26 protein-coding genes are annotated in these 19,936 nt (G+C 66.7%); 11 read left to right on the top strand and 15 right to left on the bottom strand.

The window, feature by feature from the left end; all coding sequences use genetic code 11:
* Positions 1-79: 79 nt before the first annotated feature.
* The 9 genes from gmk to ACP7AS_RS09545 form a co-directional block, all read right to left on the bottom strand.
* Positions 80-721 (bottom strand): guanylate kinase, encoded by a 642-nt coding sequence (gmk, locus tag ACP7AS_RS09505; protein WP_426028626.1) that lies wholly within the window; start codon positions 719-721, stop codon positions 80-82.
* On the bottom strand, positions 711-1,595 hold the full coding sequence (locus ACP7AS_RS09510) for a YicC/YloC family endoribonuclease (protein ID WP_426028627.1): 885 nt from the start codon (positions 1,593-1,595) through the stop codon (positions 711-713). The genes gmk and ACP7AS_RS09510 overlap by 11 nt, the downstream gene beginning before the upstream one ends.
* Complete coding sequence (gene mltG / locus ACP7AS_RS09515; protein WP_426028628.1) at positions 1,592-2,728, bottom strand: endolytic transglycosylase MltG; 1,137 nt, start codon at positions 2,726-2,728, stop codon at positions 1,592-1,594. Before mltG ends, ACP7AS_RS09510 begins: the two co-directional genes overlap by 4 nt.
* Positions 2,729-4,009 (bottom strand): beta-ketoacyl-ACP synthase II, encoded by a 1,281-nt coding sequence (gene fabF, locus ACP7AS_RS09520; RefSeq protein WP_426028629.1) that lies wholly within the window; start codon positions 4,007-4,009, stop codon positions 2,729-2,731.
* A gap of 107 nt (positions 4,010-4,116) precedes the next feature.
* Positions 4,117-4,356, bottom strand: coding sequence for an acyl carrier protein (locus tag ACP7AS_RS09525; RefSeq protein ID WP_055830235.1), 240 nt, complete (start codon positions 4,354-4,356; stop codon positions 4,117-4,119).
* Between the two features lie 146 nt (positions 4,357-4,502).
* Positions 4,503-4,703 (bottom strand): hypothetical protein, encoded by a 201-nt coding sequence (locus ACP7AS_RS09530; RefSeq protein WP_426028630.1) that lies wholly within the window; start codon positions 4,701-4,703, stop codon positions 4,503-4,505.
* Between the two features lie 16 nt (positions 4,704-4,719).
* Positions 4,720-5,460: a 3-oxoacyl-[acyl-carrier-protein] reductase gene (gene fabG, locus ACP7AS_RS09535; RefSeq protein WP_426028631.1), complete on the bottom strand. Its 741-nt coding sequence runs from the start codon at positions 5,458-5,460 to the stop codon at positions 4,720-4,722.
* Between the two features lie 104 nt (positions 5,461-5,564).
* Positions 5,565-6,512, bottom strand: coding sequence for an ACP S-malonyltransferase (gene fabD / locus ACP7AS_RS09540; protein ID WP_426028632.1), 948 nt, complete (start codon positions 6,510-6,512; stop codon positions 5,565-5,567).
* A 70-nt stretch (positions 6,513-6,582) separates the two neighbouring features.
* Entirely contained in the window at positions 6,583-7,989 is a 1,407-nt protein-coding gene (locus ACP7AS_RS09545) for an FAD-binding oxidoreductase (RefSeq protein WP_426028633.1), read from the bottom strand.
* Between the two features lie 55 nt (positions 7,990-8,044).
* Between ACP7AS_RS09545 and ACP7AS_RS09550 the strand changes: the two genes are divergently transcribed.
* The 3 genes from ACP7AS_RS09550 to ACP7AS_RS09560 all read left to right on the top strand — a co-directional run bounded on the left by ACP7AS_RS09550 (position 8,045) and on the right by ACP7AS_RS09560 (position 10,019).
* Positions 8,045-8,455 carry an NUDIX hydrolase gene (locus tag ACP7AS_RS09550; RefSeq protein WP_426028634.1) on the top strand — a complete coding sequence of 137 codons (411 nt, stop codon included), beginning with the start codon at positions 8,045-8,047 and terminating at the stop codon, positions 8,453-8,455.
* Positions 8,456-8,549: 94 nt separating this feature from the next.
* A complete protein-coding gene (locus tag ACP7AS_RS09555; RefSeq protein ID WP_426028635.1) occupies positions 8,550-9,557 on the top strand; it encodes an SPFH domain-containing protein in 1,008 nt (335 codons plus the stop codon).
* A gap of 3 nt (positions 9,558-9,560) precedes the next feature.
* Complete coding sequence (locus ACP7AS_RS09560) at positions 9,561-10,019, top strand: NfeD family protein (protein ID WP_426028636.1); 459 nt, start codon at positions 9,561-9,563, stop codon at positions 10,017-10,019.
* Here ACP7AS_RS09560 and rnhA read toward each other — a convergent pair.
* Complete coding sequence (gene rnhA, locus ACP7AS_RS09565) at positions 10,016-10,456, bottom strand: ribonuclease HI (protein ID WP_426028637.1); 441 nt, start codon at positions 10,454-10,456, stop codon at positions 10,016-10,018. The two genes, ACP7AS_RS09560 and rnhA, sit on opposite strands and share 4 nt — an antisense overlap.
* Positions 10,457-10,559: 103 nt before the next feature.
* On the opposite strand from rnhA, the gene ACP7AS_RS09570 reads away from it, so the two are divergent.
* From ACP7AS_RS09570 to ACP7AS_RS09585, 4 genes are all read left to right on the top strand, one after another.
* A complete protein-coding gene (locus ACP7AS_RS09570) occupies positions 10,560-10,778 on the top strand; it encodes a twin-arginine translocase TatA/TatE family subunit (RefSeq protein ID WP_426028638.1) in 219 nt (72 codons plus the stop codon).
* Between the two features lie 28 nt (positions 10,779-10,806).
* Complete coding sequence (gene tatB, locus ACP7AS_RS09575; protein ID WP_426028639.1) at positions 10,807-11,334, top strand: Sec-independent protein translocase protein TatB; 528 nt, start codon at positions 10,807-10,809, stop codon at positions 11,332-11,334.
* Entirely contained in the window at positions 11,331-12,209 is an 879-nt protein-coding gene (tatC, locus tag ACP7AS_RS09580; protein ID WP_426028640.1) for a twin-arginine translocase subunit TatC, read from the top strand. The genes tatB and tatC overlap by 4 nt, the downstream gene beginning before the upstream one ends.
* Before the next feature lie 252 nt (positions 12,210-12,461).
* Complete coding sequence (locus ACP7AS_RS09585; protein ID WP_426028641.1) at positions 12,462-12,716, top strand: hypothetical protein; 255 nt, start codon at positions 12,462-12,464, stop codon at positions 12,714-12,716.
* A gap of 75 nt (positions 12,717-12,791) precedes the next feature.
* Here ACP7AS_RS09585 and glnA read toward each other — a convergent pair whose 3' ends face one another.
* Together glnA and ACP7AS_RS09595 are read right to left on the bottom strand one after the other, a co-directional pair.
* Entirely contained in the window at positions 12,792-14,198 is a 1,407-nt protein-coding gene (gene glnA / locus ACP7AS_RS09590) for a type I glutamate--ammonia ligase (RefSeq protein ID WP_426028642.1), read from the bottom strand.
* Between the two features lie 65 nt (positions 14,199-14,263).
* The gene (locus ACP7AS_RS09595) at positions 14,264-14,602 is read right to left on the bottom strand and encodes a P-II family nitrogen regulator (protein ID WP_300466914.1); all 339 of its coding nucleotides are present in this window, start codon (positions 14,600-14,602) and stop codon (positions 14,264-14,266) included.
* A gap of 120 nt (positions 14,603-14,722) precedes the next feature.
* Here ACP7AS_RS09595 and ACP7AS_RS09600 point away from each other — a divergent pair, with 120 nt between their 5' ends.
* The 4 genes from ACP7AS_RS09600 (at position 14,723) to ACP7AS_RS09615 (ending at position 17,869) form a co-directional block, all read left to right on the top strand.
* Positions 14,723-15,550, top strand: a complete 828-nt coding sequence (locus ACP7AS_RS09600) for an NAD(P)H-hydrate dehydratase (protein ID WP_426028643.1) — start codon at positions 14,723-14,725, stop codon at positions 15,548-15,550.
* A gap of 75 nt (positions 15,551-15,625) precedes the next feature.
* Positions 15,626-16,396 carry a peroxide stress protein YaaA gene (gene yaaA / locus ACP7AS_RS09605; RefSeq protein WP_426028644.1) on the top strand — a complete coding sequence of 257 codons (771 nt, stop codon included), beginning with the start codon at positions 15,626-15,628 and terminating at the stop codon, positions 16,394-16,396.
* Positions 16,397-16,463: 67 nt separating this feature from the next.
* A complete protein-coding gene (locus ACP7AS_RS09610; protein WP_426028645.1) occupies positions 16,464-17,312 on the top strand; it encodes a 3-hydroxybutyrate dehydrogenase in 849 nt (282 codons plus the stop codon).
* A gap of 23 nt (positions 17,313-17,335) precedes the next feature.
* The gene (locus ACP7AS_RS09615) at positions 17,336-17,869 is read left to right on the top strand and encodes a GNAT family N-acetyltransferase (RefSeq protein WP_426028646.1); all 534 of its coding nucleotides are present in this window, start codon (positions 17,336-17,338) and stop codon (positions 17,867-17,869) included.
* Here ACP7AS_RS09615 and ACP7AS_RS09620 read toward each other — a convergent pair.
* The 3 genes from ACP7AS_RS09620 to ACP7AS_RS09630 are packed head-to-tail and all read right to left on the bottom strand — an operon-like array spanning position 17,857 to position 19,903.
* The gene (locus tag ACP7AS_RS09620) at positions 17,857-18,795 is read right to left on the bottom strand and encodes an L-threonylcarbamoyladenylate synthase (protein ID WP_426028647.1); all 939 of its coding nucleotides are present in this window, start codon (positions 18,793-18,795) and stop codon (positions 17,857-17,859) included. The genes ACP7AS_RS09615 and ACP7AS_RS09620 overlap by 13 nt on opposite strands.
* 2 nt (positions 18,796-18,797) lie before the next feature.
* Positions 18,798-19,352: a YceI family protein gene (locus ACP7AS_RS09625; RefSeq protein ID WP_426028648.1), complete on the bottom strand. Its 555-nt coding sequence runs from the start codon at positions 19,350-19,352 to the stop codon at positions 18,798-18,800.
* Positions 19,349-19,903 (bottom strand): cytochrome b, encoded by a 555-nt coding sequence (locus ACP7AS_RS09630; RefSeq protein WP_426028649.1) that lies wholly within the window; start codon positions 19,901-19,903, stop codon positions 19,349-19,351. Before ACP7AS_RS09630 ends, ACP7AS_RS09625 begins: the two co-directional genes overlap by 4 nt.
* Positions 19,904-19,936: the final 33 nt, after the last annotated feature.

A 19,936-nucleotide genomic window follows, 5' to 3' on the forward strand; every position in this document is an offset into this window, starting at 1 on the left:
GGCCGCTCCTGCTGGAGCGGCCTTTTCCGTGGTCAGCGGCGGAGGCCAGACGCGCAGCGGCCGGCCGGCTCGCCCGGGACTAGACCGCCTCGTTAAGCAGGGCGGCCTTGTAGTTATCAACCCAGACATTCCGGAACCGCCTTGACCGCTCGGCATGGTAGATGTGGGCGAGCTCGGCATAGGACCGGTCGAAGTCGTCATTGACGAAGACGTAGTCGAAGTCTCCGCAGTGCTCGATCTCGCCCTTGGCGTTGGCAATGCGGCGCTCGATCACGTCATCCGCGTCCTGCGAGCGGGTCACCAGACGGCGGCGCAGCTCTTCCAGGCTGGGGGGCAGAATGAAGACACGAACGGCGTCCTCCGGGCATTTGGCCGCGATATCGCGGGCACCCTGCCAGTCGATATCGAACAGGACGTCGCGGCCCTCTGACAAAGCCCGGTCGATCGGCGAGCGGGGCGAGCCGTACCGGGCACCATGGACGTCGGCCCACTCCAGGAAGGCGTCGGCGTCGATCAGACGCTGAAACTCCGAATCCGAAACGAAATGATAATCCCGGTCCGCGACCTCGCCGGGACGGATGCCCCGCGTGGTCATGGAGATCGACAGCTCCAGCCCGCCATGGTCGGCCATCAGGCGTCGGCACAGGCTGGTCTTGCCGGCACCCGAAGGACTGGCAACGATCAGCAGGACGCCGCGTCGGGGCGTGCGTTCATTCGACATTCTGGACCTGTTCGCGCAACTGTTCGATCACGGCCTTCAGCTCGAGGCCGAGGCCGGTCAGCGCGGTCGTAGCCGATTTCGAGCAGAGGGTGTTCGCCTCTCTCATGAATTCCTGCATCAGGAAGTCGAGTTTCCGTCCGGCGGGGGGTTGCTGCAACAGGGTGCGGGCCGAGGCGACATGGGCCGTCAGCCGGTCCAGTTCCTCGCGCACGTCGGCCTTGGTCGCCAGTACAGCCGCCTCAAGAAATATCCGTTCCTCGATGCCGGGTGCGTCCGGTGCCAGCTCGCTCATGCCCCGGGCGAAGCGATCCCGGATGGCGTCTGTCTGGGCGGCTGCCTCGGTCCCCGAAGCAGCGACAAAACCCTCGATCCGGTCGATGAAATCGGTGACGACCGGCAACAACTGACCGCCCTCGCGATCGCGCGAGAGTTTGAGGGCGTCGAGGGCCTGATCGATCGAGCCGGCCATGGCGGCCTCGACGGCGGCGCGGGCCTCGGGGTCGTCGATCTCTTCCGGGGCTTCGAGCACACCACGCAGCGACAGCAGGCCGTCGGCGGACGGCGGCGTGGCCCCCTCCTCCGCCAGCTGATTGGCGAGCGTGAGGTAGCGGGCGAGGATATCCTGATTGACCTTCAGGGCCGCAGCCCCGAGCTCGGCCCGTTTGGCCTGGACCCCCATCGTGACCTGCCCACGGCTCAGCCGGCTCTGGGCCGAGACCTTGGCGTGGCGTTCGAGGGTATCAAAGCCGGGCGGGCCGCGGAAACGGACCTCCAGATTGCGGCCGTTGACCGAGCGGGCCTCGACCGACCAGCTCCAGTCGCCTTCAGCGCCGTCGGCCCGACCAAAGCCGGTCATGCCGGAGATGGCGCTCATCCGGCGGGGGCGGGAGCGGGAATGGTAATCACGCGGGCACCGGAAGGAACAGCCATGCCAGATGTGGGGTCGGCCGGAGGGACGGCCGGAACCGGCGTCAGGGTTGGAGCTTCAGGCGCGCCGGGCGGCAGGCCCGCCTTGCGGCGCTCGATCTCGCGCCAGCGCGCGACATTGGCGAGATGCTCCTGATAGGTTCGGGCGAACACGTGGCCACCGGTCCCGTCAGCGACGAAGAACAGCTCGTCGGTGCGCGGCGGATTGAGCACGGCGGCGATGGCGTCGCGGCCGGGGTTGGCGATGGGCGTCGGAGGCAGGCCGTCGATCTGATAGGTGTTCCAGACCGTCGCCCGGTCCAGCTCGGAGCGCCGAATGCCGCGACCCAGGGGTCGACCGCGGGTGATGCCGTAGACGATGGTCGGATCGCTCTCCAGCCGCATGCCGGCACGCAGGCGGTTGGTGAAGATGGCGGCAACGCGCGGACGCTCTGCCGCGAGGCCTGTCTCTTTCTCGACGATGGAGGCCAGAACCATCGCCTCGTCAGGCGTGCGGACGACCGTGGCCGGGCTGCGGGCAGCCCAAAGTCGGGCGAGATTCTCGTCGCGCGCGCGGCTCATGCGGGCGATTACCGAGGCCCGCGTCTCGCCGCGGCTGACCTCATAGGTGTCGGGCCACAGGGACCCCTCGTCCGGCGTGTCGGCCACGGTACCGGTCAGAATGGGCTGGTTGTTCAGGATGTCGACGGCCTGGGCCGAGGACCAGCCCTCGGGCAGGGTCACATAGTGGCGGACCACCTTGCCCTCGACGAGCAGCACGAGGACCGAGCGCAGCGACGCCTTGGACGGCACCTCATATTCACCCGCCCGCAGCTTGCGGTCGGCACCGGTCAGGGTGGCCGCGGCCTTGAACATGTCGGTCGAGCGGATCACGCCGGCCGACTTCAGCGTGGCGGCGATGGCCGATACGCCTGCGCCGCTGGGCAGGGTGACGATGGTGGCCTGACCCTCCCGCGCCGACGGACCCGGCGCATAGAAGACGCTCCAGGCGGCGACCAGGGCAGCGATCACGAACAGGCTGAGGGTCGCGGTGGCCGCCAGAAACGCCGTCTTCCGGCCCGAACGCCGGTCGACCGACATCTAGCCGACCTTCCGGAAGATGACCGTGGCATTGGTGCCGCCGAAGCCGAAGCTGTTGGACATCGCAACATCGATGGCCATCGGCTGACCCTTGTCACGGATCATGTTCAGCGCCGTTTCGCGCTCGGGATTATCGAGGTTGATCGTCGGCGGCGCGACCTGGTCGCGGATGGCCAGGATGCAGAAGATGGCCTCGATGGCCCCCGCCGCGCCGAGCAGGTGGCCGGTCATGGACTTGGTCGAGGACAGGGCCACATTTGGGGCGTGGTCGCCCATGAGACGCTCGATCGCACCGGCCTCGATCCAGTCGGCCATGGTGGAGGTGCCGTGGGCATTGACGTAGTCGATGTCCGAAACCTCGATCCCGGCCCGTTTCACCGCCATCTGCATGGCGCGCAGGCCGCCGTTGCCGTCCTCGGCAGGGGCGGTGATATGCCAGGCGTCGCCGCTCATGCCGTAGCCGATGACCTCGGCGTATATGGTCGCGCCACGCGCGACGGCGTGTTCGTATTCTTCCAGCACGACGATGCCGGCACCCTCGCCCATGACGAAACCGGAATGGTCCTTGTCCCACGGACGCGAGGCCTTCTCGGGCGTGTCGTTATAGGCCGTGCACAGGGCCTTGCAGGCCAGAAAGCCGGCAATGCCGATAGGCACGATGGAGCTTTCTGCTCCGCCGGCCACCATGACATCAGCATCGTCGCAGGCGATCATCCGGGCCGCGTCGCCGATGGCGTGAGCCCCGGTGGCGCAGGCGGTGACGACCGAGTGATTCGGCCCCTTCAGCCCGTGCCGGATGGAGATTTGCCCCGAGGTCAGATTGATCAGGGAGGAGGGAATGAAGAAGGGACTGACCCGGCGGGGCCCCTGCTCCTTAAGGATGATGGCCGTCTCGGCGATGGGGCCGAGGCCGCCGATGCCCGAGCCGACCATGACGCCGGTCCGTTCACGCTGTTCCTCGGTCTCGGGCTTCCAGCCGGCATCTGCCAGCGCCTCATCGGCTGCGGCGATGGCGTAGACGATGAAGTCGTCGACGCGCTTGCGGTCCTTGGGCGACATGACCTTCTCATGGTCGAACACGCCCACCTGCCCCGGCGCACCGCCGCCGCGGCCGTCGACCGAAGGGATCTCGCCCGCGATGGTGCAGCCGTAACCTTCGGTATCGAAGCAGGTGATCGGACCGATGCCCGAACGCCCCTCAAGGATGCCCTTCCAGTTATGCTCCACGCCCCAGCCGAGCGGGGTAAGCAGACCGAGTCCGGTGACGACGACGCGGCGCATATGCGCTCCTCGCTAGAGAATCCTGACCGCAAACAGTAATGGCCGCCGGGCGACCCCGCTAGGGGTGCGCCACGGCGGCCATCAAAGCCGTATCGAAGTGGGGGCGGTCAGCCCGCCAGCTTCTCGTCGATGAACTTCACGGCGTCGCCGACCGTCTGGATGTGCTCGGCGGCGTCGTCCGGGATCTCAATATCGAATTCTTCCTCAAAGGCCATGACCAGCTCGACGTTGTCGAGCGAGTCAGCGCCCAGATCGTCGATGAAGCTGGCCTTTTCAACGACCTTTTCCGGATCGGCGTCCAGGTGGTCGATGACGATCTTGCGGACGCGTTCCAGGGTGTCGGACATGGGTGTCTCTGCTTTCAGGCCGCACGGGCGGTTGTTGTCTCAGTCCTTGCCGTATGACGACGGCACCACTTACGCAAGCCTCTAACGGGACTCGGCGGCAGCGGCTGACCGGGCTTTAGCACAGCCACGGCGACGGGGAAGGCCCGTTACCGGGTTTGAACGCCCCGGTTGACCCACCAGACCAGCCCGCCACCGACCAACGCCAGGGGTGCGCCATAGATGGCCCAGATGATCTGGCCGGTCATGAAGCTGCCCGGCAGGATGTTCAGCCCCTGCAGCACCCAGATGATCCCGATCAGCAGCATAGGGCCGCTGAGGATGGTGGCGAGGATTCGCAGGATTTTCATGGGCTTCCCCTCAGGCTCAGATCATCGCCATACCACCGTTCACGTGCAGGGTCTGCCCCGTGACATAGGCGGCTTCGTCGGACGACAGATAGACGGCGGCGGCGGCGATCTCGTCGCCCTCGCCCAGCCGGCCCAGCGGAATGGTCTTCAGAATCGATCCGCGCTGGGTCTCGTTCAGGACGTCGGTCATCGGCGAGGCGATGAAGCCCGGGGCGATGCAATTCACGGTGATCCCGCGCGAGCCGACCTCCTGCGCCAGCGACTTGGAGAAGCCGATCATGCCGGCCTTGGAGGCGGCATAGTTGGTCTGGCCGGGATTGCCGGTCACGCCGACGATCGAGGTAATGCCGATGATCCGGCCCGAGCGGCGCTTCATCATCCCCTTCATCGCCGCCCGCGACAGGCGGAAATAGCTCTCCAGATTGACCCGGATGACGTCCTGGAAGTCCTCGTCCTTCATCCGCATCAGCAGGCCGTCCTTGGTGATGCCGGCGTTGGCGATCAGGATGTCCAGAGGGGCACCCGCGGCCTCCTCAGCGCGCGCGATCAGGCCGTCGACGCTGGCCGGGTCCGACAGGTTGGCGGCAGCGGCGAAGGCGCGCTCGCCCAGTTCCTTCGCCAGATCCTGCAGCACCGACTCGCGCGTGCCAGACAGGACCACGGTCGCGCCCTGGGTATGCAGGGCCCGGGCGATGGCCCCGCCGATGCCGCCGGTCGCGCCGGTTACGAGCGCGGTCTTGCCGGTGAGATTGAACATCTTGATCTCCGTGCATCCCCGCGAAGGCGGGGACCTAGGTTTTAGCCGCCGCAACCCAGTACGAAACAAAAGCCTGGGTCCCCGCCTTCGCGGGGATGCACGGCTTAAATTGCAGACTTCGCGAACGCTTCCAGATCTTCCGGCGTATTCAACGCCCCGCTCTCCGCCTCCGGTGCAATGCGCTTGGCCATGCCGGACAGGACCTTGCCCGAGCCGATCTCGACGAAGCGGGTCACGCCGCCCTCGCCGGCCATCCATTCCATGCTTTCGCGCCAGCGGACGCGGCCGGTGACCTGTTCGACCAGCAGACGGCGCAGGACCTCGGGGTCGATCTCAGGGCGGGCGGTGACGTTGGCGACGACGGCGACCGAGGGGGCGACGATGGTCGCGGAGGCCAGGGCCGTGGCCATCTCGTCGGCGGCGGGCTGCATCAGCGGGCAGTGGAACGGTGCCGAGACGTTCAGCGGAATGGCGCGGGCACCCAGTTCCTTGGCCTTTTCGATCGCCCGGTCGACGGCGGCCTTGTCACCCGAGATGACGATATTGCCGGCGTTGTTGTCATTGGCGACGACGCAGACGCCGACCTCGGACCCTGCGGCGGCGGCGGCCTCGGCCAGGGCCAGGTCTGTCTTCGGGCCGATCAGCGACGCCATCGCCCCCCGGCCCACCGGAACAGCGCGCTGCATGGCCTGACCGCGCAGTTTCAGCAGACGGGCGGTGTCGGCCAGGGTGATCGAACCGGCCGCGCACAGGGCGGAATATTCGCCGAGCGAATGGCCCGCGACAAAGGCCGCGCGGCTGACGTCGATGCCGAACTCGACCTTCAACACCCGCACGGCGGCCAGCGACACCGCCATCAGGGCGGGCTGGGCGTTCTCGGTCAGGGTCAGCTGGTCCTCGGGCCCCTCGCGCATCAGGACCGACAGTTTCTGGCCGAGGGCCTCGTCGATCTCGGCATAGACCTCACGGGCCGAAGCGAAGGCGTCGGCCAACGCCGCGCCCATGCCGACCGACTGGCTGCCTTGTCCGGGGAACAGGAGGGCGAGGGTCATGGAGGGCTCCGAACGGCTTGAATTGAGGCCGAGTGGTAGGACGAACCGTCTTTCCGGGCAAGCCGGACAGCTAGAAGAGAATGCCGGGGTTCATGATCCGCTGCGGGTCGATCGCGGCGCGGACGGCCTGCATCGTCCCGATCTCCAGCGGCGACTTGTAGCGCCGCGCCTCCTCGGTCTTCAGCCGCCCCAGGCCGTGCTCGGCCGAGATCGAACCGTCATACCGTGCGACGATATCGTGGACGATCTGAGAGCCCGCCTCCCAGCGGGCCAGAAACGCCTTCAGGTCGCCGCCCGGCGGACACAGCACGTCGTAGTGAATATTGCCGTCACCGACATGGCCGAAGGCGCTGACCCGCGCGCCGGGATGGAAGCGCTCAACCGCTGTCGTGGCCTCATCGAGGAAGTCAGCGATGCGCGACACGGGCACCGAGACATCATGCTTCCAGCCCCCGCCCTCGGGCTTCTGGGCCGCGGACTGTTCCTCGCGCACTTTCCAGAAGGCGGCACGCTGGGTGTCGTTCTGGGCGATGGCGGCGTCGACGATCAGGCCGGCTTCAAAGGCGTGGGTCAGCAGCCGCTCCATCGCCGCGTCGGCCGCGCCGGGCTCGCCCGAAACCAGTTCGATCAGGACGTACCAGGGGGGCGTGGAGCCCAGCGGCTCGCGTGTGTCCGGAATGTTGGCGAGGACGAAGCCCATGCCGATCCGCCTCATCAGTTCGAACGCCTCAACGCCGCCGCCGGTCTCGGCCTTGGCCCGGGCCAGAAGCTCGATGGCGGCGGCGGGCGTTTCCAGTCCGACCATGGCCGTGGCCCGGCTGCGCATCACCGGAAACAGCTTCAGGGTCGCTGCGGTGACGATCCCCAACGTGCCCTCGGCCCCGATCAGCAGTTGCTTGAGATCATAGCCGGTATTGTCCTTCCGAAGCCGTTTCAGACCATGGAATATGCGGCCGTCCGGCAGCACCGCTTCCAGCCCCAGCACCAGATCGCGCATGACGCCGTAGCGGATCACGGCGGTGCCCCCGGCATTGGTCGAAACCACACCCCCGATGGTGGCCGTGCCCTCCGCAGCGAGGCTGAGCGGGAACAGACGGTCTGCGGCGGCGGCGGCCTGCTGCGCCTCCAGCAGGGTGACCCCGGCCTCGACGGTCATGGCGTCATCCAGCGGGGTCACATCGCGGATCACACGGAGCTTGCGCGTCGACAGCAGGACCTCGCCGAAGGGAATCTGTCCGCCGACCAGTCCGGTGTCGCCGCCCTGGGGCGTGATCGCGACCCGATGTTCGGCACAGATCGCGACCAGACGCGCGACCTCGTCGGTCGATCGGGGCGTCAGCATCAGGGGCGTATGGCCCTGCCAGCGGTTGCGCCATTCGGTCAGCCAGGGCGCGATCTCGGCGGGATCGTCGGTCCAGCCGCCGGCACCAGCCGCGGATTTCAGGGTCTGGAGGGCGGCGTCGGAGGGAGGCGTCATACGCCCTTGTCTCAAAGTCGTGGACGCGGCGAAAGGGCCAAGCCACGCTATCGCCATGACAACCGCCCTCCCAGCCCCCGTTCCCGCCGTCGGAGTCGTCTGCCTGCGCGGCGAAGAGGTCCTGCTGATCCGGCGCGGAACGCCCCCTCGGCAGGGCGAATGGAGCCTGCCCGGCGGGCGGATCGAGCCAGGCGAGCGGGCCGTCGATGCCGCCTTGCGCGAGCTGCGCGAGGAGACCGGGGTCGAGGCCACAATCACCGGTCTGATCGATGTCGTGGACGGGCTCTTTCCGGAGGCCGGCCGCCACTATGTCCTGATCGACTACGCCGCCCTCTGGGTGTCCGGCGAGCCCACCGCGGGCGATGACGCGATGGAGGCCCGGTTTGTCCCTCTGGATCAGGTCGCGACCCTGATCGACTGGTCAGAGACCCGCCGCATCATCGGGATGGCCGCTGCGTCGCGCTGAACGGCGAAGATTACGCGGATGTCATCTTCCACTGTCCGGTTTCCGTGGCGCTTCGGCCACAGGGTGCTAACCTGAACGGGATTTTGGAGGTCTTATGGACACGTCATTATTCTTCACCCTCGCCCTCGTCATCCTGGCCTTCGTGCTGCTGTTCAGCGTGGTCAAGATCGTGCCCCAGGGGCGGGAAATGACCGTCGAGCGGTTCGGCAAATATACGCGCACCCTCGCGCCCGGCATCAGCATCCTGACGCCCTTCGTCGAGCGGATCGGCCGGCGCATGAACATGATGGAACAGGTCCTCGACGTGCCGCAGCAGGAGGTCATCACCAAGGACAACGCCATGGTGAAGGTGGATGCCATCGTCTTTATCCAGGTCATGGAGGCCTCGGCCGCCGCCTACCGCATCGAGAACCTGCCCTATGCCATCACCCAGCTGTGCTCGACCAATCTGCGCACCGTGGTCGGTTCGATGGAGCTGGACGAGGTGCTGTTCCAGCGCGACTCGATCAACTCGCGCCTGCTGACCGTGATCGACGCCGCGACCGAGCCATGGGGGGTCAAGGTCAACCGGATCGAGATCAAGGACCTGACTCCGCCGGCTGATATCACCAATGCCATGGCCCGCCAGATGAAGGCCGAGCGCGAACGTCGTGCGGTCATCACCGAGGCCGACGGCGAGAAACAGGCCGCCATCGCCCGCGCCGAGGGGGCCAAACAGGCCGCCATTCTGGAAGCCGAAGGTCGCCGCGAAGCCGCCTTCCGCGACGCCGAGGCCCGCGAACGCGAAGCCGAGGCCGAAGCCAAGGCGACCGAGATGGTGTCCAACGCCATCGCCGCCGGTGACGTCAACGCCATCAACTATTTCGTGGCCCAGAAATACGTCGAGGCCTTCGCCGAGCTGGCCCGCAACCCGACCCAGAAGACCGTGATCGTGCCGGCAGAAATGTCCGGCTTGGTCGGCACCATCGCCGGCCTCGGCGAACTGGTCAGTCTGGCGAAGGAACAGCAGCAAAGCCGCAGCGACGTGCGCCGCGACGCCCCGCCGCCTCCGCCCCGTTCGACGCCGCCCCGCCCGCCCCGTCCCTCTGTTCCGAGCACCTGACCCATGGAAGCCCTGACTGATCTGCACGCGGCCCAGCCGTTCTGGATCTGGCTGGCCATCGGCGTCATCCTGCTAGCGGTGGAAGCGGCCTTTTCGACCGAATGGCTGCTCTGGCCGGCCGTATCGGCCGGCGTGGTGGCCGTGGTCACCGCCCTCGGCCTGCCGCTCGGCTTCCTCGGTGAGGTGGCGTTGTTCGCCGCCCTGACCGTGGCCGCGACCCTGCTGTCGCGACGATTGATCCAGCGGGTCAATCCGTTGGACACCCCCGACATCAACGCCCGCGACAGCCGGCTGGTCGGCCAGCGGGCCCAGGTAGTCCAGGCCTTCGTCGATGGCCGCGGCCGGGTCTTTGTCTCGGGTGCCGAATGGGTGGCCGAAATCGAGGGGGCCGGGCCTCTGGTCGGCGAGAGCGTCATGGTCGACGCCATCGACGGCCCGAAACTCAAGGTGCGTCTGGTCTAGCGCGGCAGGTCGGCAATTCCCCGATTCGCGAGGCCGTCGGCGCGTTCGTTGAGCTCATGGCCCGCATGGCCCTTGACCCAGTGCCACTTCACCTCGTGACGGGCGCGGGCCGCGTCGAGACGTTTCCACAGGTCCTCGTTCTTGACCGGCTTCTTGTCGGCCGTCTTCCAGCCCCGTGCCTTCCACCCGTGGATCCATTCGGTGATCCCGGTCATGACGTATTTGCTGTCGGTGTGCAGATCGATGCGGCACGGCCGGGTCAGGGCCTCGAGCGCGGAGATCGCCCCCATCAGCTCCATGCGGTTGTTGGTGGTCAGCGGCTCACCGCCCCACAGTTCCTTTTCGTGACCGCCGCCGGTCTGCAGGATCGCGCCCCAGCCCCCCGGACCAGGATTGCCCTTGCAGGCGCCGTCGGTGTGGATGATGACGTGACTCATGGGCGCGTCCTAACAGGTTCGCTTGGCGTCGCGCCACCGAACGGCCTATATGCGGCAATAGATTTCGACCAGGCCGAGATGGCCGGACTGAGGAGAGTATTCCGTGGGTTCATTCAGCATCTGGCACTGGGCCATCGTCGCGGTGATCGTGCTTCTGCTGTTCGGCGGTCGCGGCAAGCTGTCGGGACTGATGGGCGACGCCGCCAAGGGCGTCAAAGCCTTCAAGGACGGCCTCAAGGATACGGACGATGACAAGCCGCGCGACGAACGCGCAGGTGCCCTGCCCCGCACCGACGCTGAAAAAGAAGACCTGAAGTCCTAGGCCGCTGTTGACGGCGGAGAGCTGACGTATGGGTGGCCTGGGCCCCGGCATCGGGGGCGGTGAGTATCTGGTGATCGCGATTGTGGCCCTGCTGGTGGTGGGGCCCGAGCGATTGCCGCTGCTTTTGCGCAAGCTTGGCAAGATGGTCGCCAAGGCGCGCGGCATGGCCAATGAGTTCCGCTCCAGCTTCGACGAGATGGCGCGCCAGTCCGAACTGGACGAGTTGCGCAAGGAGGTCGAGGCGCTGCGCACCGGTCAGGGCATGCACGCCCTCGGCGCGGACGCCGAGACGGCCTTTCGTGAAATCCGCGACGACCTGAACAAGCCGGTAAACCCGCCCATGCTGTCCGCGCCGGACGAATGGCCCGACAGTCCGCCCGTCATGGCACCGCTGGAACTGCCGGCTCCCAAGGCCACGAAGCCCGCGAAGTCCGCCGCTGCCAGAAAAACACCGGTCCCGCGCGTCAAGCCGGCCAAGCCCGCCGCAAAGAAGGCGACGACCCCGATCGTCCCCGCCAAACCCCGGGCCTCGCGCAAGAAGGCACCAACGGCATGAGTGCCCTCGATCGCGACGAAGCCGAGATCGAACAGTCGCGTGCGCCCCTGATGGATCACCTGATCGAGCTGCGCGGGCGGCTGGTCTGGTGCGTCGTGGCCTTCCTTCTGGCCTTCATCCTGTGCTTCTACTTTGCGGCCCAGCTTCAGGTCGAGTTGATCAAGCCGTTCCAGGCCGCCGCCGCCGTGCATGCCGCGGCCGCCGCCAAGGGTCAGCACGGCAATCCGCTGGACCTCCTGGCCATCACTGCAGGGTTGAAACCGTTTCCGCCCGGCGGGCTCGCCGCCGTCGAATTGATCGCCACAGCCCCGCTTGAGCAGCTGTTCACCAAGATGAAGATCGCCGGCTTTGGCGCGATCGTTCTGGCGTTCCCGATCCTTGCCTATCAGCTCTACGCCTTCGTCGCGCCGGGACTGTATCGAAACGAAAAGGGGGCCTTCCTGCCCTTCCTGCTCGCCACGCCCGTCATGTTCTGTCTCGGCGGCGCGCTGGTGTATTTCGTCATGCTGCCCTTCGTCATGCTGTTCTCATTGAGCCAGCAGATTTCAAGCGAGGGGATCACGGTCCTGCTGACGACCAAGATCTCTGACTATCTGAACCTCGTTACCTCGCTGATCCTGGCATTCGGCCTCTGCTTCCAGCTGCCCGTGGTGACGACGCTGCTGGGCATGGCTGGCATCATCTCATCAAAAGTCATGGCCGAGGGCCGCCGCTACGCCATCGTTGCCGTCGTGGTGCTGGCGGCCATAGTGACCCCGCCGGATCCGATCAGCCAGCTGATGCTCGCCGTACCGCTCGTGCTGCTGTACGAAATCTCGATCTGGTGCGTCCGGATCATAGAGCTGCGCCGCAAGACGACGGACGCCGCGGCCTGATCGTCGCCGTGCCGGGAACCTCAGGCTCCCCCGGGTTCAATCGATAATCGGCAGACCCGCTGGTCGTCCATAAATCACCGTCTTTCCTGGCTCGCGGAGCGGAACCCGGACCGCCGGTCCCGGCCGTGGAATGACGTGGGAGCGAAGCGGGTACCGACGTCTGCATGTCGATTGACCCTGGCCCGACAGCTTGACCGGAACCGGCGTTGACCGTCGGTGTTTGAACGGGACCGTCCATCAGGAGACCGGTCCATGTCAGCTCTTCGCCTTGTCGCCCTCGCCGCCGTCACCATCGCCGCCGCAGCCTGTACGCAACAGCAGCCCGCTCCGGCCGCCCCGGCACCCGCACCTGAAACCCGCACCATCGTCGAGACCCGCGAAGTCGCCGTGCCCGTGCCCGTCGCGCCGCCGACCATCGTGGTCGAGCGGGATGGCCGCCCCGCCGACAGCACCACGGTCCGCGCCGGTGAGAACGGCATCGAGGTCGAGACCACCCGCCGCAACTAGACGTCTGAACGAGCCACGAAAAAGGGTGCCGGAGTGGCCTCCGGCACCCTTTGATCGTCCAGCCTCAGCCGACGGTCAGCAGCTGTAGTACATGTCGAATTCGACCGGGTGCGGGTGCAGTTGCAGACGCATCACCTCTTCCATCTTCAGCTCGATGTAGCTGTCGATGAAATCGTCATCCATGACGCCGCCCTTCTTGAGGAAGGCGCGATCCTTGTCGAGATTTTCGAGGGCCTCTTTCAGGCTGCCGCAGACCTCGGGGATGTTGCCCCGCTCTTCGGGCGGCAGGTCGTACAGGTTCTTGTCGGCCGGAGCACCGGGATCGATCCGGTTCTCGATGCCATCGAGGCCCGCCATCAGCAGGGCGACGAAGGTCAGATAGGGGTTGCCCATCGGGTCGGGGAAGCGCGCCTCGATGCGCTTGGCCTTGGGCGAGTTGACGAACGGGATGCGGATCGACGCCGACCGGTTGCGCGACGAATAGGCCAGTTTCACCGGCGCTTCGTATCCGGGCACCAGTCGCTTGTAGGAGTTGGTGGTCGAGTTGGCGAAGGCGTTGATGGCCTTGGCGTGTTTGATGATCCCGCCGATGTACCAGAGGCAGAGATCCGACAGGCCGGCGTATTTGTCGCCCGCGAACAGAGGCTTGCCGTCACGCCAGATCGACTGGTGGACGTGCATGCCCGAACCGTTGTCGCCGAAGGTCGGCTTGGCCATGAAGGTCGCCGACTTGCCGTAGGCGGCGGCGACGTTGTGGATCACGTATTTGTACAGCTGCAGCCGGTCAGCCATGGTCAGCAGGTCGCTGAACTTCAGGCCCAGCTCGTGCTGCGCGGGTGCGACCTCGTGGTGGTGCTTCTCGGGCTGCATGCCCAGATCGCGCATGACCCCCAGCATCTCGCCGCGCAGGTCCTGGGCGCTGTCGGTCGGGTTGACCGGGAAATAGCCGCCCTTGGGTCCAGGCCGGTGGCCCATATTGCCTTCGGAATATTCCGCGCCCGTATTGGAAGGCAGTTCGATCGAGTCGTAGGTGTAGCCGGTGTCGTGCGGCGCAGTGCTCCAGCGCACGTCGTCGAAGATGAAGAACTCGGCTTCCGGGCCGAAGAAGACGGTGTCGCCCACGCCGGACGACTGGACATAGGCCAGCGCCTTCTTGGCCATCGAGCGGCTGTCACGATTGTAGGGCTCGTTGGTATCGGGGTTCAGCACGTCGCAGAACAGGAACAGCGTCGTCTGCTGGTAGAACGGGTCGATCCAGGAGCCGCTGAGGTCCGGCTTCAGCAGCATGTCGCTTTCGTTGATCGCCTTCCAGCCGGCGATCGAGGAGCCGTCGAACATCGTTCCCTCTTCGAGAAACTCCTCGTCGACCAGGTCAATATCGAAGGTCACATGCTGCATCCGACCCTTGGTGTCGGTGAAGCGGAGGTCGACGTATTTGACGTCCTTCTCCTTGATCTCCTTGAGGATCTTGCTGGCGCTCATGGTCGACGTCCTGTGGCTCGGGGAGGTTGTGAAAATGGCCGCCCCGGAAGGCGACCGCTGGAAATTCAGACGGCCTGCGCACCCGTCTCGCCGGTACGGATCCGGATGACGTCGAGAACGTCGGTGACGAAGATCTTGCCGTCACCGATCTTGCCGGTGCGTGCGGCGGCCTGGATCGCGTCCACGACGGAGTTGACCATGTCGTCGGACACCACCACCTCGATCTTGATCTTCGGCAGGAAGTCGATGACGTATTCCGCGCCGCGGTACAGCTCGGAATGGCCCTTCTGGCGGCCATATCCCTTGGCCTCCAGCACGGTCATGCCTTGCACGCCTGCGTCTTGCAGCGCTTCCTTCACTTCATCCAGCTTGAACGGCTTGATGACGGCTTCGATCTTTTTCATTGGCGATCCCAGGCGGGCGTTATCATGCCGCGCACACGGGAGGTAAAGGGACATTGCATTGCACAATAAGGCAAGTGTTTTTCCTTCGCCGGTGCCATCCGTGAACGGAGGACCGTGGCTTTGACCGCAGCCGACCTGCCTGACTGGCGCCTGTCCCTGCCCTGGCCCGGCCAGGACGCCCACAAACATGCACGCGGGCGACTGGGTGTCGTATCGGGCGAGGCCACGCAGACCGGCGCGGCGCGGCTGGCGGCACGCGCGGGTTTGCGCATCGGCGCTGGCGTGGTCCGCATCCTCTGCCCCCCGGACGCGGCGATGGTGATCGCCCCGGCGATCGAGGCCATCATGCTGAGCCCCTTCCGCTCGACGGATGCCCTGATCGCGCTGGCGGAGGGTATGGACGCGGTTGTCATCGGCCCGGCCGCCGGGATCACCGCTGCCACCCGTGCCAATGTCGAGGCTCTTGCCGGAACCGGGGCGGCATTGGTCGTCGACGCCGACGGCCTGACGGTGTTCGAGGACCGGCCCGGCGATCTGTTCGACGTCCTCGATCCTGACGACGTCCTGACCCCGCATGAGGGCGAGTTCAAACGCCTGTTCCCCGACCTGCTCGACCTCGGCCGCGAGGCCGCGGCCGGCGCGGCGGCACGGCGCAGCGGCGCCGTGGTCGTGCTGAAGGGCGCCGCGACCGTGATCGCCGCGCCGGACGGTCGCCTAGCCGTCAACGGCAACGGTGTCCGCTGGCTGGCGACGGCAGGTTCGGGCGACGTGCTGGCGGGCATGATCGGCGGGCTGATGGCGCAGCGGATGAACAGTTTCGACGCGGCCCGGGCGGCGGTGTGGATGCATGCCGAGGCCGCGCGAGGCTTCGGTCCCGGCCTGATCGCCGAGGATCTTCCCGACCGGCTTCCGGCCGTGCTGGCGGCACTCTACCCACAGACCGGCTGACCGCGACGACGGACCCGGTTCAATTCGTCATCGAACCGGCCTATCTGCTCGGCAGCGCCGCCGGAGCCAAAAGCCTTGCTGATCGTCCTGTCCCCGGCCAAGCGGCTGGATTTCACCGAAGGCCCTGCGACTGCGCCCGCGACCGCGCCGCGATTCGCAGAGGACACCGCGACCCTGTCCAAGACCACGCGGCGGCTGACACGCGCTGACCTGCGCCGGCTGATGTCGATCTCGGACACACTGGCCGACCTCAACCGGCAGAGATTCCAGGCCTTTGAACCGGAATCGGTCGACGCCGGCGTGGAGGCCGCCTTCGCCTTCGCCGGCGACGTCTACGAGGGGCTGAAGGCGCGCGAACTGGACCCGTCTTCCCTGACCTGGGCCCAGGACCGTCTGCGCATCCTGTCCGGCTTCTACGGACTGTTGCGGCCGCTGGACCGCATCCAGCCCTATCGGCTGGAAATGGGCACGCGGCTGAAGACCCGGCGCGGGTCCAGCCTTTACGACTTCTGGGGAGACCGGCTGTCGAAACAGTTGAACGCCGACGCCGAGGGCCAGACCGACCCCACCCTGATCAATCTGGCCAGCCAGGAATATTTCGGGGCGGTCGACGCGAAAGCGCTGAAACTGCCGGTCGTCACACCGCAGTTCCGGGAATCGAAGGACGGCGAGAGCCGGATCATCTCGTTCTTCGCCAAGAAGGCCCGGGGCGGCATGGCGCGCTTCGCCATCGACGAACGAATCGAGCGGGCCCAGGACCTCAAGGCCTTCGACCGGGACGGCTATCGCTTTGACAAGACCGCCTCGAGCGACACAGACTGGATATTCACCAGATCGGGAAATTAATCCCGGCAGTCGCCTTCGCATCCGCGAACGGCTAGGCTGGGCAGACTGACTTACGGACGAGACCCTCATGTTCCAATGGCCAAAGCGTGGTGACAGCACCGAGACGGCGCGCGAACCCTTCCGCGACATCGGCGACCTGAAAGGTCAGGTCGCAGTGATTTCGGGCTCGACGTCGGGTATCGGCCTCGCCTTCGCCCGCGCCATCGCCTCACGCGGCGGCGACGTGGTCCTGAACGGGCTGGGCGACCCCTCCGAGATCGAACGCACCCGGGCCGAACTGGAGGCCAGCTGCGGCGTTCGCGTCCGCTATCACGCCGCCAACATGCTGCGCGGCGACGAGGTCGCCGACATGGTCGCCTATGGCAAGCACCAGCTCGGCCGTCTCGACATCCTGATCAACAACGCCGGCGTCCAGCACGTCGAGGCGGTCGAGAAATTCCCCTCCGACAAGTGGGAACAGATCATCGCCATCAACCTGTCCTCGACCTTCTATGCGACCCGGGCGGCGATCCCGATCATGAAGGCCCAGGGGCGCGGGCGGATCATCAATATCGCCTCGGCCCACGGCCTGGTCGCCAGCCCGTTCAAGTCGGCCTATGTCGCGGCCAAACACGGCGTTATCGGCTTCACCAAGACCGTCGCCCTCGAGGTCGCCCAGGACAACATCACCTGCAACGCCATCTGCCCCGGCTTCGTCGAGACGCCGATCGTCGAGAAGCAGATCGCCGACCAGGCCCGGACCCGCGGCATGTCGAAAGAAGCCGTGCTGAAGGATGTCATCCTGGCCGCCCAGCCGACCAAGCGGTTCGTCACCACCGACGAATTGACCGGGATGATGCTGTATCTGGTCAGCGACCTAGGGGCCTCGGCCAACGGGGCCAGCTTCTCGATCGACGGCGGCTGGACCGCGCAGTGAACACCGGCCCTGATCGTAGGGCAGTGACTGCGCTTTCGGAGCAGGACGGCACTGTCCAGATCATCGCCTGCACGCTCGAAACTCTGGATGCCGAGGATAACGGTGGCCCCGCCCTGGCGCGCTCCCTGAATGCCACAGACCCGGTTGGTTGGCCGCCGGAACATAACGATGCCTCGACTCGCGACTGGATGCGGTCCCTGATACGCGACCATCCGAACCGGCCAGGCTGGGGCATGTGGTATATTCTGGCGGACGGGCGACCGGTGGGTATCGGTGGCTTCAAGGGTCCGCCGAACGATTCGGGATGTGTCGAGATCGGATATTCGATTGTCGAGGGCGATCAACGGCGAGGCTATGCCGGCCGGGCGGTTGCCATGCTGGTCGCGCGGGCGTTTGACAATCCGCAAGTCACGTCAATTGCGGCCGAGACATTGCCCGCGCTCAACGCATCGCAACGGGTACTGACCCGCAAGGGCTTCGTCCTCACCGGATCCAGCTTCGATGCCGAGGTCGGCGAAATCCTGCGGTTCACGCTGAATCGACCTCAACCGACATAGCCCGCCGCGCGCCGGAGTCGGTCGTTAATGGCCTCGCCGAGGCCGTGCGCCGGGATGGGCGACACCGCGATCCCCGTCGGCCGCTCGCGGTCCGCTTCTCGTAGTCGACGGAACAGATTGGCGGCGGCCTCGCGCAGATCGCCGGTCGGGCTCAGGCTCCAGCGCGGATCGCCGGCACCGGGGCCGAACCCCAGCAGGATTTCCCCGCCACGCGCATCAGCCGCCTCGATCCGCACCGGGGCGTCGGGCGCATAGTGCAGCGTCAGCCGGCCCGGAGAGCGATGCCCCTCCCCGCCCCCCTCTCCGAATCTGGCGAGCGGGCCGACGAGGGCCTCGATCTCCTCGCGAGTGACCGAGCCGGGGCGCAACAGGGCGACGCGACCGTCCAGCACCGAGACGACCGTACTCTCCACCCCGACGGCGCAGGGTCCGCCGTTGATGGCGGCCCGGGCGGCGAAGCCCGTCTCCTCGACGGCATCGGCAAAGGTGGTCGGACTGGGCCGGCCCGAGCGATTGGCGGACGGGGCCACGACCGGACGGCCGAAGGCCGAGATCAGCGCCCGGGCGCGGGCGTGGCCCGGTACGCGGACCGCGACGCTGTCCAGCCCCGCGCGGGCCAGGTCGCAGACGCCTGTCCGGTCGCGAACAGGGGCCACCAGCGTCAGCGGCCCGGGCCAGAACGCTTCGGCCAACGCCCGGGCGCGGGGGTCGAACAGGGCGACCGCCTCGGCCTGCATGGCGTCCGCGACATGGGCGATCAGGGGGTTGAAGCGCGGACGACCCTTGGCCTCGAAGATGGCGGCGACCGCCTCGGCATTGCCGGCGTCGGCCGCAAGGCCATAGACGGTTTCGGTCGGGATGATGACCAGGCCGCCGGTGCCCAGCACCCTGACGGCCTCGGCGTCGGAGTCACTCGCTCGGGGCACGCTCAGCCCGGCCGCGCCTGAATTGCCACGCGCACCGTCACCTGACGTCCCACCAGCCTGTTCCACGGCCCCGACGTCCCTATGCCGAAGTCCGCGCGGTCGATCATGAACGCGCCCGCCAGTTGCGCCCGGGTCCCGGTGACACGCAGGTCGAGGGGGAAGTCGATCGCCCGGGTCCGTCCCTTCATGGTAAGGTCCGCGTGCGCCGTATAGCGGTCGCCCCCTAAAGGCTCGAGCGATTTGAGTTCGAAGCGGATCGTCGGATAGCGGGCCGCGTCGAGAAAGGCGGGCCCGATGGCGCGTCCTGTCGCTACCGAGGGTGACATCTTCAACGAACCGGCCTGGACCGTCATCGACGCCCGCGCGTCCTGGGGGCGGGTCGGGTCGAGAACGGCCGTCCCGCGCCAGTCATCGAACCGCCCGGTGTGCGACCCGCCGAAGGCGCGGACCGACATCTCGATTCGGGACCCGTCGCGGTCGAAGGTCCAGGGGGCCGGCGCGGCTCCCAGAAGAAGGGGCGTCAGCAGCGCCAGCAAAAGGGCAAAGAGCGGTCTCATGGGCGGCGCGGGATCCACGGGATCATGCGGTGCAGAACATTGTCCCGGTCGACGAACTGGTGCTTCAGCGCCCCGACGACATGCAGGGCGATCAGGGCGTACATCCCCTTCATCACCAGCTCATGGATGCCGATGATGGATTTGAAGGCGTCGCGGCCGCCGCTGATCGGCAACAGCGGCCAGTTGAAGAGGCCGAACCAGCTGAGCTCACGCCCCGTGGCCGACACGGCCGCCCATCCGGTCAGCGGCATGGCCAGCAGCAGGACATAGAACAGGACGTGCGTCGTGCGCGACACGATCTTCTCCCACCGCTTCATCGTATCGGGCAGAGGAATGGCCGGATTGGCGATGCGCCAGCCGATCCGGGCCAGCGTCAGGACGAGGACGGTCAACCCGAGGGCCTTATGGACCTGCACGAACTCGCGTGAGATGGCCTGGCCCTCGGTCGCCTCGTTCGCTGTAATCAGCAGCACCTGGACCAGAATCATCACGGCGATCAGCCAGTGCAGAATCAGCGAGACGGTCGAATAACGATTGCGCGGTTCAGCCACGGCAGTCCCCCTGGATCAGCCTGTATTGTGGGC

The organism is Brevundimonas sp. TWP2-3-4b2 (assembly GCF_049897345.1).
Taxonomy (GTDB): domain Bacteria; phylum Pseudomonadota; class Alphaproteobacteria; order Caulobacterales; family Caulobacteraceae; genus Brevundimonas.